Source organism: Cupriavidus sp. GW823-FHT06D04 (assembly GCF_058795055.1).
The window spans coordinates 1-12499 of record NZ_JBXAHL010000033.1; the positions used below are offsets into that span (position 1 = coordinate 1).

General features: G+C 68.1%; 10 protein-coding genes. 2 read left to right on the forward strand and 8 right to left on the reverse strand.

All coding sequences use genetic code 11. The annotated features are described in order from the left end of the window. Positions 1-194: 194 nt before the first annotated feature. From AC1Q7H_RS29875 to AC1Q7H_RS29895, 5 genes are all read right to left on the reverse strand, one after another. Positions 195-1439 carry an MFS transporter gene (locus AC1Q7H_RS29875; protein ID WP_420872234.1) on the reverse strand — a complete coding sequence of 415 codons (1245 nt, stop codon included), beginning with the start codon at positions 1437-1439 and terminating at the stop codon, positions 195-197. Between the two features lie 180 nt (positions 1440-1619). Next, complete coding sequence (locus AC1Q7H_RS29880; RefSeq protein WP_492382087.1) at positions 1620-2612, reverse strand: Bug family tripartite tricarboxylate transporter substrate binding protein; 993 nt, start codon at positions 2610-2612, stop codon at positions 1620-1622. A gap of 126 nt (positions 2613-2738) precedes the next feature. Next, positions 2739-3503, reverse strand: coding sequence for a crotonase/enoyl-CoA hydratase family protein (locus AC1Q7H_RS29885; protein WP_153956254.1), 765 nt, complete (start codon positions 3501-3503; stop codon positions 2739-2741). 42 nt (positions 3504-3545) lie between these two features. Beyond that, positions 3546-4310 carry an SDR family NAD(P)-dependent oxidoreductase gene (locus AC1Q7H_RS29890; protein ID WP_013956840.1) on the reverse strand — a complete coding sequence of 255 codons (765 nt, stop codon included), beginning with the start codon at positions 4308-4310 and terminating at the stop codon, positions 3546-3548. 45 nt (positions 4311-4355) lie between these two features. Next, entirely contained in the window at positions 4356-5534 is a 1179-nt protein-coding gene (locus AC1Q7H_RS29895; RefSeq protein ID WP_153956255.1) for a thiolase family protein, read from the reverse strand. Between the two features lie 216 nt (positions 5535-5750). Between AC1Q7H_RS29895 and AC1Q7H_RS29900 the strand changes: the two genes are divergently transcribed. Next, positions 5751-6566 (forward strand): IclR family transcriptional regulator, encoded by an 816-nt coding sequence (locus tag AC1Q7H_RS29900; RefSeq protein ID WP_211979752.1) that lies wholly within the window; start codon positions 5751-5753, stop codon positions 6564-6566. Positions 6567-6597: 31 nt separating this feature from the next. Here the strand turns inward: AC1Q7H_RS29900 and AC1Q7H_RS29905 are convergent, their stop codons facing one another. Continuing rightward, positions 6598-7395 (reverse strand): crotonase/enoyl-CoA hydratase family protein, encoded by a 798-nt coding sequence (locus tag AC1Q7H_RS29905; RefSeq protein ID WP_013956837.1) that lies wholly within the window; start codon positions 7393-7395, stop codon positions 6598-6600. A gap of 307 nt (positions 7396-7702) precedes the next feature. Between AC1Q7H_RS29905 and AC1Q7H_RS29910 the strand changes: the two genes are divergently transcribed. Next, positions 7703-9862 carry a PQQ-dependent dehydrogenase, methanol/ethanol family gene (locus tag AC1Q7H_RS29910; RefSeq protein WP_013956836.1) on the forward strand — a complete coding sequence of 720 codons (2160 nt, stop codon included), beginning with the start codon at positions 7703-7705 and terminating at the stop codon, positions 9860-9862. Between the two features lie 15 nt (positions 9863-9877). On the opposite strand, the gene AC1Q7H_RS29915 is transcribed toward AC1Q7H_RS29910, so the two are convergent. Together AC1Q7H_RS29915 and AC1Q7H_RS29920 are read right to left on the reverse strand one after the other, a co-directional pair. Further along, entirely contained in the window at positions 9878-10831 is a 954-nt protein-coding gene (locus tag AC1Q7H_RS29915; RefSeq protein ID WP_492382097.1) for a Bug family tripartite tricarboxylate transporter substrate binding protein, read from the reverse strand. A gap of 68 nt (positions 10832-10899) precedes the next feature. Then, the gene (locus AC1Q7H_RS29920; RefSeq protein ID WP_492382088.1) at positions 10900-12327 is read right to left on the reverse strand and encodes an amidase; all 1428 of its coding nucleotides are present in this window, start codon (positions 12325-12327) and stop codon (positions 10900-10902) included. Between the last annotated feature and the right edge of the window lie 172 nt (positions 12328-12499).

The following is a 12499-nucleotide window of genomic DNA, read 5'->3' on the forward strand; positions in this document are numbered from 1 at the left end:
GGCAAGTTAACAGCTCGACACCTTGTTTACAACCCCTGCAAAGAAAAATGCCGTTCAGACTTAACTGAACGGCATTACCCGCGCGGGGCGGGCTTGAAAAGGCCTGAGGATCCAAGACCGGACCACTCAGGATCCATGCTAGGTGCTAAGCGCGCCCTCCGCATCCCCCGTTCGGGGCGGCCCGGCACAGTGTTTCAGGACGTGGCCATCAGCGGCGGCTGCCGCCGCGTGGCCACGGCAAATGCAATTTGCGCCAGACCCGCGGCCAGCCCCAGGGTCACGCCGACCTGCCACGCCACGGTGTAGGAACCCAGCGCGTCGTAGACCAGCCCACCGCCGAAGGCGCCGAGAAAGCTGCCGATCTGGTGGCTGAAGAACGCCACGCCGCCCAGCATGGCCTGCCAGCGCAGGCCGAAGGTCTCGGCGATCCAGCCCGATACCAGCGGCGCCACGCCCAGCCACAGGAAGCCCATCACCGCGGCGAACACCAGCGTGCTTTGCGGCGTGGGCGCCGACGAGAAGTACCAGGTCAGCGCCAGCGAGCGAATCGTATAGATGCCGCCCAGCAGCATCAGCTTGTTGAAGCGGCCGCCGGCCCAGCCGAAGAAGATGCTGCCCAGCACGTTGAAGCCGCCGATCACGCCCAACGCCTGCGCGCTGAGCATTGGGTCCATGCCGCATACGTCCAGATACGATGGCAGGTGCGTGGTCAGGAACACCAGTTGCATGCCGCAGACGAAATACGCCAGCGCCATCACCACGAACGGCGCATGCCGCAGCGCGGTGCCCAGCGCTTCACGCGCGCTGTCCTGGCCGCGCCCTGCGGGCGACACCAGCGGCAGCCGGTCCACGCGCCCGGCAAACCACGCCGCGGGCAGCATCACCAGCGCCAGCAGCACGAACGCTGCCAGCCCGGTGCGCCAGCCGTAGGCCTGCGTCACCATCTGCCCGATCGGCGCCGCCAGCAGCGCACCCAGCGAGCCCGCGCCAGACACCAGCCCCAGCACCGTGCTGCGCAGCGCCGCCGACACCGGCCGCGCCGCCACCGCCATCGCCAGGGCGCTGCCGGTGCAGGCCATCGATGCGCCAATGGCCACGCCCGCGCCCAGCGTGACGCCGACCATGCTGTGCGCGGTCGCCAGCAGCACCAGTCCGGTCACATAGAGCAGCGAGCCGGCCAGCATCAGCGGCCGGAAGCCGATCCGCGTGGCCCAGGCCCCGGCCAGCGGCTGCAGCAGGCCCCACGCCAGGTTCTGTACCGCGATGGCGATGGTGAAATCCGATACCGAGATGCCGAGGTCCCGCGTCAGCGGCGGCATGAAGATGCCAAGGCTCTGGCGCAGGCCCATGGCCAGGCTGAGCATCAAGGAGGCGCCGATCAGGATCGGCAAGGCCGGGCGCAGGGCTTCGTAGCGGGAAGGCGCGGTGGGGGTGGGCACGGTGTGGTCTCGTCGTTGTCGTTATCGTTGTGAGCCCCGGGGCGCTTTCCATGTCTTTACATTTAAGCGTGCGCTGAATATACCGCAGGGTAGGGCGAGGGTATGCCCCGGGTCCCACCGTGTCAATTTGGCTTTGGGCGGGTCCGCCTTCCGCTTTGCCAAAGGCGGCCCCGCGCCTGGCTAGTCCAGGCTGACCTTGGATGCCCGGATGGTCTCGCCCCAGCGCTTGATGTCGCCGCTGACCAGCGCGGCGAACTTCGGCTGCGGTTCGCCGCCCGGAATGCCGCCCATGTCGCGGAACCTGGCCACCACCTCGGGGTCGCGCATGGCCTTGCCCAGCGCTTCCTGCAGGGTGGCGGCAATGGCCGGCGGGGTCTTGGCCGGCGCAAAGAAGCCCAGCCAGCCCATTACCACGAAATCCTTCACGCCGGCCTGCGCCATCGTCGGCACGTCCGGCAGGGCCGGCAGGCGCTCGGCGCTGGTCACCGCAAGCGCGCGCAGCTTGCCGGCGCGGATTTGCGGCAGCGCCTGCGTCAGGTTGTCGAACATGAAGGTGGTTTCGCCCGCCAGCACGGAGGTCGTGGCTGGTGTCGACCCCTTGTACGGCACGTGAATCACTTCGGTGCCCGTGCGCAGCCGGAATAGCTCCGCCGTCAGGTGCGTGGTCTGCCCGATGCCGGCCGAAGCATAGGAATATTTGCCCGGGGACTGCTTGAGCTGCGCCATCAGCTCGGCCACGCTGCGTACCGGCGACTGCGTGCCGACCACCAGCACGTTGGCAAACGAGATCAGGTCCGTCAGCGGCAGGAAATCCTGCGGCTGGTAGGACAACTGCTTGTAGGCGCTGTAGTTGATCGCGTGCGAGCCGGTATTGCCGACCAGCAGCGTGTAGCCGTCCGGCGCCGCGCGCATGAAGGCCTGCGTGCCAATGATGCCGCCGCTGCCGGGCTTGTTGTCGACCACCACCGGCTGGCCCAGGATGGCCGACAGCTTCTGCGCCACCAGCCGTGTCGGAATATCGGTGGTGCCCCCCGGCGCGCCGGGCACGATGATGGTGATGGGGCGCTCAGGCCAGGCCGCGGCGCTGGCCGCCAGCGGCAGCATGGCGGCGGCGGTTGCCAGCAGCAGGGCCGCGGACGTGTTGAACAGCGATTCTGGCAGCTTGTGTTTCATGGGTCTCCTCCATGTTCTGGTCTGCGTGCTGCTTGGAATGTGCGAACGGCCGGCTTGCGGCCGGCCGTTCTGTAGTCCACTAGCGCAGGACGGATGACATCGATGCCCTCCGCCTGGCGTGCGCCATCACTTGCCCGTCCACACCGGCTTGCGCTTCTCGGCGAATGCGGCGGCACCCTCGCGGGCATCGGCCGAGGTGAACACCGGCGCCAGCAGCGGGCGCTGGCGCTCGAACATCTCCTCGGCGCTCCAGTCGGCGGACTCGGCCACGATCTGCTTGCTGACCGCAACCGCCAGCGGGCCGTTGGCGCCGATCTCGTCGGCCAGCGCTAGCGCGCCTGCCAGCGCCTGGCCCGCTTCGGTCAGGCGGTTGATCAGCCCATAGGCGTGAGCCTGCTCGGCGCCCAGCATATTGCCGGTCAGCGCGTATTCCATGGCGATGTGGTACGGCACGCGGCGCGGCAGGCGCATCAGGCCGCCGGCGCCGGCCACCAGCCCCCGCTTGACTTCAGGCAGGCCGAACTTGGCCGCCTTCGACGACACGATCAGGTCGCACGCCAGCGCCAGCTCGAAGCCGCCGGCCAGCGCATAGCCTTCCACCGCGGCGATCAGCACCTTGCGCGGCGGCTTCTCGGTCAGCCCGCCAAAGCCGCGGCCAGGCAGGCTGGGGCGCTTGCCTTCCAGGAAGCCCTTCAGGTCCATGCCCGAGCAGAAGGTGCCGCCCGCGCCGGTCAGGATGGCCACGCTCAGGTCGTCGCGGCTTTCCAGCTGGTCGATGGCGGCGGCCAGCGCGGTCGCGGTCTCGAAGTCCATGGCATTTTTCGCCTGGGGCCGGTTCATGGTGATCAGCAGCGTATTGCCGTGGGTTTCCAGTTGCAGCGTGTCGCTCATGCGGTTTCCTTGTCAGAAGTCGGTATCGGTGCAGCGCACAGCTCAGCGCGGTGCCATGCGGATGGCGCCGTCTAGGCGGATGGTTTCGCCGTTGAGCATGGGGTTCTCCAGGATGTGCAGCGCGGTGGACGCGTATTCATCCGGTGCGCCCAGGCGGGGCGGGTGCGGCACCATGGCGCCGAGCGAGGCGCGCACGTTCTCCGGCAGCTTGGCCAGCAGCGGGGTGTCGAACAGCCCCGGGGCGATGGTGCAGACGCGGATCGCGCGCTGTGCCAGGTCGCGTGCGGCCACCAGGGTCATGCCGACGATACCGGCCTTGGCCGATGCATAAGGGATCTGGCCGATCTGGCCTTCGTAGGCGGCCACCGACGCGGTCAGCACGCACGCGCCGCGCTCACCGTCGATCAGTTCGTTCTTGGCCATGCGCGCGGCACCCAGGCGCAGCGCGTTGAAGGTGCCGATCAGGTTGATGCGCACGATCGACTCGTATTTTTCCAGCGACCCCGGCGAGCCGTCCTTCTCGACCACGCGCACCGGGCCGCCCAGGCCGGCGCAATGGATCAGCGCGCGCAGCGGGGCAATGGCTTCGGCGGCGTCATAGACGGCGTTCATCTGGTCGGTGTCGGTCACGTCGGCCTTGAGGAAGCGGACCTTGCCGCCGAACTCGTCGACGGCGGCATTGCCGCGCTCTTCCGACAGGTCGGCGATCACGACGTCGACGCCGCGTTCCACCAGGCGCCGCACGCAGGCCAGGCCCAGGCCGGAAGCGCCGCCGGTCACGACGGCGGACATATTGGTCAGTTTCATGCTTTGTCTCCTTGACTGGATACGTTGTTCGGTAGGAGGCGCCGCTTACAGGCGCTCGATGATGGTGGCGTTGGCCATGCCGCCGGCCTCGCACATCGACTGCAGGCCATAGCGCTGGCCGCTGTCTTCCAGTGCATGCAGCATGGTGGTCATCAGCCGCACGCCGGAGGCACCCAGCGGATGGCCCAGCGCAATGGCGCCGCCGCGCGGGTTCAGGCGTGCCGGGTCGGCGCCGAGCGCGCGCTGCCAGGCCAGCGGCACGCAGGCAAAGGCTTCGTTGATCTCGTAGTGGTCGATCTGGTCGAGCTTCAGGCCGCTCTTCTTGATCGCGCGCTGGCTGGCGGGGATCGGGGCGGTCAGCATCATGACCGGATCGTCGCCGCACACGTCGAAAGCGACAAAGCGCGCACGCGGCTTCAGGCCCAGGCGCTGCGCCATCGACTCGCTCATCAGCAGCATGGCGGAGGCGCCGTCACTGATCTGCGAGGCATTGCCCGCGGTCACGTTCCAGCCGATTTGCGGGAAGCGCGCGCTGAGTTCGTCGTTGCGGAACGAGGCCTGCAGCGTGCCCAGTTTCTCCACCGAGGTGCCCGGGCGGATGGTTTCATCCTGCTCGACCAGCCCGTTGGGCGTGCTGATGCCCAGGATCTCGCGGCGGAAGGCGCCGCTTTCGCGCGCGGCTGCGGCCAGCTCGTGCGAGTGGGCCGAGTAGCTGTCCATGTCGTGGCGCGACAGTTCGTACTTGGCGGCCACCAGCTCGGCCGCGACACCCTGCGAGACCAGCCCCGGCGCATAGCGCGCTTCCATCGACGGGCCGTACGGGTTCTGGCCGATGCGGGCCGAGCCCATCGGCACGCGGCTCATCGACTCGATGCCGCAGGCGATGACGATGTCATAGGCGCCGGCCATGATGCCCTGCGCGGCGAAATGCACCGCCTGCTGGCTGGAGCCGCACTTGCGGTCGATGGTGGTGGCCGGCACGTGGTCAGGAAAGCCTGCCGCCAGCCACGCCACCCGGCCCGGGCCGGCGGACTGCTCGCCCGCCTGGGTCACGCAGCCGGTGATGACGTCGTCGACCAAACCCGGGTCCAGCTTGTTGCGCTCGACCAGGCCCTTGAGCACCTGCGCCAGCAACTCGGTGGCATGGAGTTCGGTGAAGGCCGAGCCTGGCTTGGAGCGGCCCATCGGGCTGCGGATGGCGTCGACGATGACGGCTTGTTGCATGGGGTGTCTCCTGAAAAAGCTGAGCGTTGCGAGTCGTGGCTGGGATATTGAGACGTCCGTACCGAAATGTGATCGTCCAATACGATGAATTGGGATTCTGTCTTCGGAAAAGCGTCGTGTAAACCCAAATAACCCGGTTTGACTTTGGAAAAAACGAAGGGCAACATCCGGGTTTTGAGACGCTCGTATCAAAAAACCTTGAATTCAGGCAATAACATGACGAATGCACCACACGGCTCCCTGGCCCCGCCGCCCGCCGATGCCGACGGCGAAGCGCGCCTTGTCAGCGCGCTGGCGCGTGGCATTTCGATCCTCAACTGCTTTTCCCCAACGGTGCAGGAGTTGAGCAGCCGCGAGCTGATGGAGCGCACCGGCCTGGCCAAGCCGACCCTGTTCCGGCTGCTCGATACCCTGTGCGAGCTGGGCCTGCTGCATTATTCAGAGCGCCTGTCGCGCTACGTGCCCGGGGTCGGGCTGATCAACCTGGCCGCGCCCGCGCTGGCACGCATGACGATCCGCCAGCTGGCGCGACCGGCCATGCAGGAGCTGGCCGACCATATCGCCGGGCAGGTCGAGCTGATCGTCGGCAGCGGCAATGCGCTGACCTACGTCGAGATCGCCCAGGGCGTGGGCAGCCATGTGTTCCGGCCCGAGGTCGGCACGCGCGTGTCGGTCTCGCGCACAGGGTCCGGACGCGGCTACCTGATGCTGTTGAGCGAGGCCGAGCGCGAGGCCTATCTCGCCCAGCTCCGCGCCGCCGATCCGCAGCGCGCTGACTGGCTGCAGGAGCGCCTGGCTGACGCCGCCAGCGACCTACAAGAACACGGCTTCTGCCGCGGCCACCGCGACCTGCACCGCGAGGTGGAATCGGTTGCCGTACCGATGCGCACCCGCCGCGACGGCGAGGCGTGGATCTTTGCCGCCTCGGTGCCGGTGTTCAGCCAGCAGAGCAAGCAGATGGAGGAGGACATCGGCCCGCGCCTGGTGAGCCTGGTGCGCAATGTAGAGGGAGCGCTGGGCGTGGCAGGCTGAGCGGCACAGCAGTCTGCCTGGCTGCTGCAGCTCAGTTCCCCGTGAAAACCGGCGTGCGCTTATCCAGGAACGCTTGCACCGCCTCACGGTGGTCGGCAGTCTGGTGCGACAGCGCCTGGAAGCCGGCGGACAGTTCCAGCAGCGTATCCAGGCGGGTATGCATGGCCTCGCGCATCAGGCGCTTGGCCAGTCGCACCGCGTGCGGCGGGTTGGCGGCGATGCGGCCGGCCAGCTCATAGGCAGTGGACAGCAGCGCCTCGGGCGCGACCACGCGCGACACCAGGTTCCATTCCAGCGCCAGCCTGGCATCGATCGGCTGGCCGGTGAAGGTCATCTCGGCCGCCCGCGACAGGCCGATCACGCGCGGCAGCAGCCACGCGCCGCCATCGCCGGGGATGATGCCGAGCTTGACGAAGGACTCGGCAAACTGCGCGCGCTCCGAGGCAATGCGGATGTCGCACATGCAGGCCAGGTCCAGCCCCGCGCCCATGGCCGCGCCATTGACCGCGGCGATGACCGGCACTTCCAGGTTGAACAGCGCCAGCGGCAGCCGCTGGATGCCGCAGCGGTAGTCCTGCCGGATTTCCATGCCCGGCACTGCGCCGGAGGCCTGGCGCTCCATGTCCTTGATATTGCCGCCCGACGAGAACGCCGTGCCCGCGCCGGTGATGACCACCGCGCGCACGCTGCGGTCGCCGTGGATGCGGTCGATCGCGGCCAGGAACTCCGCCACGGCGGTATTGCCGGTCAGCGGGTTGCGGCGCTCGGGCTCGTTCATCGTCAGCGTGACGATGTGGTCCTGCTGCTCGTAGAGAAGGAAGTTGCTCATGGTGGTGTCTCCGGATACGGGGATGTGGGCTGGCTGGCTGGCTGCCTGCCTTGGCGCCAAGGCTAAGCGAGGCGTGCCTACACCGTCCAATATTCATTTCTTCATCAGTAATATCCGGCACATATCGCCCGACAGGCTCGGGACGCCAGCCGCCTTGCGCCGGCTGCACGACTTTCCGCGGGTAATCCCTGTACCCATAATCGAATCGCTCACCGATTATCTATAGGCCCCGGCCACCGACCGGCATCGCGCAGTTCCGTAATCCTGCAGTCCCGAATTCCAACAAGAATGCTCTACAGGAGACGACATGAGCCATGCGTTGAAGCAGGCGACGGACCCCGTTGCCCCCGATGTTGCAATGCACACCCGCCGCACCATGAGGCGCGCCACAGGCCTCCTGGCAGCGGCCCTGGCGCTGGTGGTGCAGGTCTTGCCCGCCGGCGCCGCGGCGCCGCGCAATGCGGCAGCCAAGGTTGACGGCGCCTTCATCAGTGCCAACGCCAGCACCGCCCGCGACTGGCCCAGCCATGGCCTGGACTATGCCGAGACCCGCTTCAGCCGGCTCAGGCAGATCGATGCCGCGAACGTGCGCGACCTGGGCCTGGTGTGGACCTACAACCTGGAGTCGACCCGCGGCGTGGAGGCAACCCCGCTGGTGGTGGACGGCGTGATGTACGTCACCGCGTCATGGAGCGTGGTGCATGCGGTCGATGCGCGCACCGGCAAGCGGCTCTGGACTTTCGACCCCAAGGTGGACCGCTCGCTCGGCTATCGCGGCTGCTGCGACGTGGTCAACCGCGGCGTGGCGCTGTACCAGGGCAAGGTGTTCGTGGCCGCCTACGATGGCCGGCTGATCGCGCTGGATGCCGCCAGTGGCCGCAAGCAGTGGGAGAAGGACACCATCATCGACCGCAAGTACTCGTACACCATCACCGGCGCGCCGCGCGTGTTCAAGGGCAAGGTCATCATCGGCAACGGCGGCGCCGAATACGGCGTGCGCGGCTACATCACCGCCTATGACGCCGGCACCGGCGAGCAGAAGTGGCGCTGGTTCACGGTGCCGGGCGACCCCTCCAGGCCGTTCGAGGATGAGTCGATGGCCGCGGCGGCCAAGACCTGGGACCCCAGCGGCAAGTACTGGGAGGCGGGCGGCGGCGGCACGGCCTGGGACACGCTGGCCTTCGACCCCGAACTGAACCTGATGTACGTGGGCACCGGCAACGGCGCGCCGTGGTCGCACAGCAAGCGCAGTCCGGCCGGCGGCGACAACCTGTACCTGGCCTCGATCGTCGCGCTCAACCCGGATACCGGCAAGTATGTCTGGCACTACCAGGAGACCCCGGGCGACAACTGGGACTACACCTCGGCGCAGCCGATGATCCTGGCCGACCTGAAGCTCGACGGGCAGATGCGCAAGGTCATCCTGCACGCGCCCAAGAACGGCTTCTTCTTCGTCATCGACCGCACCAACGGCAAGTTCATCTCGGCAAAGAACTTTGTCGACGTGAACTGGGCCACCGGCTATGACGCCAATGGCCGCCCCATCGAGCGGCCCGAGGCGCGCGCCACCGACAAGCCCTATGACTCGGTCCCCGGGCCGTACGGCGCGCACAACTGGCATCCGATGTCGTTCAACCCGCAGACCGGGCTGGTCTACCTGCCGGCGCAGAACGTGCCGATCAACCTGATGGACGACAAGACCTGGAACTTCAATGAAGGCAAGCCCGGCACCCCGCATGGCAACGTGGGCTGGAACACCGCCAAGTTCCTGAACGCCGAGCCGCCCAAGAGCAAGCCCTTTGGCCGGCTGATCGCCTGGGATCCGGTGCAGCAGAAGGCGGCGTGGACGCAGGAGCATGTGTCGCCGTGGAACGGCGGCACGCTGACCACCGCCGGCAACCTGGTGTTCCAGGGCACCGCCGACGGCCGCTTTGTCGCCTATGACGCGCGCAGCGGCGACAAGCTGTGGGAGTCGCCCACCGGCACCGGCGTGGTGGCGGCGCCGGTCAGCTTCGAGTTGAACGGCAAGCAGTATGTGTCGGTGGCAGTGGGTTGGGGCGGGGTCTACGGGCAGGCCCAGCGCGCCACCAACCGGCAGGGGCCGGGCACGGTCTACACCTTCGCCCTCGGCGGCAAGGCGCCGCTGCCGGCCTTTGCCGAGTACCGCGCCGCCAGGCTGCTGCAGGGCGTGAAATATGACCCGGCGCAGGTCAAGGCGGGCACCGGCCTGTACGTCAGCAACTGCGCCCTGTGCCACGGCGTGCCCGGCGTGGACCGCGGCGGCAATATCCCTAACCTGGGCTATATTGATGCGGCCTATATCGAGAACCTGGACAAGGTGGTTTTCAAGGGGCCGGCGATGGCGCGCGGCATGCCGGACTTTACCGGCAAGCTGACGCCGGACGACGTCGAGAAGATCAAGGCCTTTATCCAGGGAACCGCTGACGCGGTGCGGCCCAAGCCCTGAGGGCTGGGCCGGGCCTCAGTCCTCGGCCTGGAAGCCGGTCGCCTCCACGATCGGCTTCCACGCGGCGCGTTCCAGCTGGATGCGGCGGCGGCCTTCCTGGCCGGGGCGCGCCACCACTTCCAGGCCCAGCGCTTCCAGCTTGGCCACGGTGGCGGCGTTGGCCGAGGCGGCGAGGAACATCTTTTCCACCTGCGCCACCACGTCAGGCTGCGTGCCAGCAGGCACGAACACGCCGTACCAGCTGGTGGCGTGGTCATACTGGCTGAAGCCCTGTTCCTTCATGGTGGGCACTTCGGGCAGCGCCTTGGCGCGGCGCGTACCGCTCACCCCAAGGAAGCGCAGCTTGCCGCCCTTGTACAGCGGCATCATGCTGGCTACGGCATCCCAGCCGATCGACACATTGCCGCTGACCACATCCACCAGCATCGGCGACGCGCCGCGATACGGCGCGGGCGTGATGGCGATGCCTTCGGCCTTGCCCAGTGCCACCGTGCCCAGGTGGCCGGCGCTGCCGATGGTGGCCAGGCCCAGGCTGGCGCCGCCCGGGTTGCGCCTGGCCCAGCTCACGTATTCCTTCATGTTCTGGTAAGGCTGCTGCACGCCGGTCGCGACCGCGGTCGGCACATCGGTCAGCACCGCCGCGGGCACCAGGTCCTTGTCGGCGTCGTATGACAGCTTCTTGTAGGTCAGCGGAAAGATGGTGAACAGGGGCGAGGGGCCGATGAACACGGTCTTGCCATCGGGCCTGGCACGCTTCACGTAGTCGAGCGCCAGGCGCGCCGAGGCTCCGGGGCGGTTTTCGACCACCACCGTGGCGTGGCCGTCCTGGCGCAGTTGCTCGGCATACAGGCGCGCCAGGCTGTCGGCGGCGCCGCCCGGGGCGTAGCCGACAATGATATGCATCGGCTCGGCATCGGCTGCGCCGGCCGGCGCGGTCATGGCGAAGGTGGCGGCGGCGACAGCGGTCATGGCCAGCAGCCGGCGCGTCAATCGGACTTGATGAGTCATGGCAGTCAGGGAACGATGTTGAGAGGGTGTCAGGGCAGGGTGGGCCACTGGCCCGTGAGGTCATGGACCGATTCGTACAAGGCCGCCGCACGCAGCAGCTGCGCGTCACCGCGGAACTGCCCGACCAGCTGCAGCCCGATCGGCAGCCCGTCGCTGCCAAAGCCGCAGGGCAGGCTGATGGCCGGATGTCCCGTCATATTGAACGGCATGGTCCAGGGGAACCAGTTCGCGCGCACATCGGGATAGTCCTGGCCATCGATTTCGATCTGGCCGAACAGGTCTTGCTCCAGTGGCAGTGCGGTGCGTGTGATGGTGGGCATGGCGAGCAGGTCGGCGCGCCCCAGCAGCGCCTGCACGTGCAGGAACAGCTGCGAGCGCTCGAACATCGCCTGCTGGTATTCCACGGCGGTGAAGGCGGCGGCCGATTCCACCTGGCGCACGAAGGTCGGGCTCAGCGCCTCGCGGTGCTGCGCCACGATCGGCGCAAAGCGCGTGCGCCAGACCGTGTGGTTGATCGCACGCCAGATGGGTTCGACGTCGAACCCTTCGCCGCCGAACGGCACCAGTTCGGCGCCTAGCGCGCGCAGCTTGTCCAGGCTGGCCTCGAACGCGCGCGCCACGTCCGCCGACACTGGGCGGCCCGGCGGCGCCAGGCAATACAGGATGCGCCGGCCACGCAAGTCGCCCTGCGGCTGCGCGGCGGCCACGTAGTCGGCGGCGGGCACGCCGATCGACCACGGGTCGCACGCATGCTCGCCGGCCATGGCCTGCAGCATCAGGCCGGTGTCGGCCACCGTGCGCGTGGTCGGCGTCACGTAGGTCTGGTTGCCGAACAGATCCTGCGCCTGGCTGTGCGGAATCACCCCCTGGCTCTGCTTGATGCCCACCACGCCATTGCAGGCGGCAGGAATGCGCGTGGAGCCGCCGCCATCGGTTGCCACCGCCAGCGGCGCGATGCCGCTGGCCACCGCCACCGCGGCGCCGCCGCTGGAGCCGCCACTGGTGCGTGCGGCGTGCCAGGCATTGCGGGTGCGCCCGAATAGCGGCGAATCGGTCAGGCATTTGGAGCCGAATTCCGGCGTGGTGGTCTTGCCGACCAGGATCGCCCCCTGCGCGCGCAGCCGCGCCACCGCCACGGCGTCTTCGGCCGCCACGTTGTCTCGCATCGGCACGGCGCCAAAGGTGGTGCGCACGCCGCGCGTGTTGACGATGTCCTTGGCGGTGAAAGGAATGCCATGCAGCGGGGGCAGCGGCCGGCCGGACATCACTTCCGCTTCCGCCGCGCGCGCCGCGGCCATGGCCTCGTCCGCGCACAGCGTGATAAAGCAGTTCAGCACCGGCTGCAGCCGCTCGGCGCGCGCCAGCACCGCGGCGGTCAGTTCCACCGGCGAGATTTCCTTGCGCCGGATGCGCTGCTGCAGCTCGGCGGCGCTGGCAAGACAAAGCGCTTCGCTCATTGGACGGGCGTCTCCTGAAGATGGCTGCGCGTGCCGGCTTCGGCGCGCGCAGGCGTGATGGCGATAAGCTGGAACAGGCATATTACAACCGGCCCGGGCACGCGGGGATTATCGCCGCGAGGTGCCATCGGCGAGGAAGCGTTCGGCAAGCTCAGGGATGCACTGCCGTCGT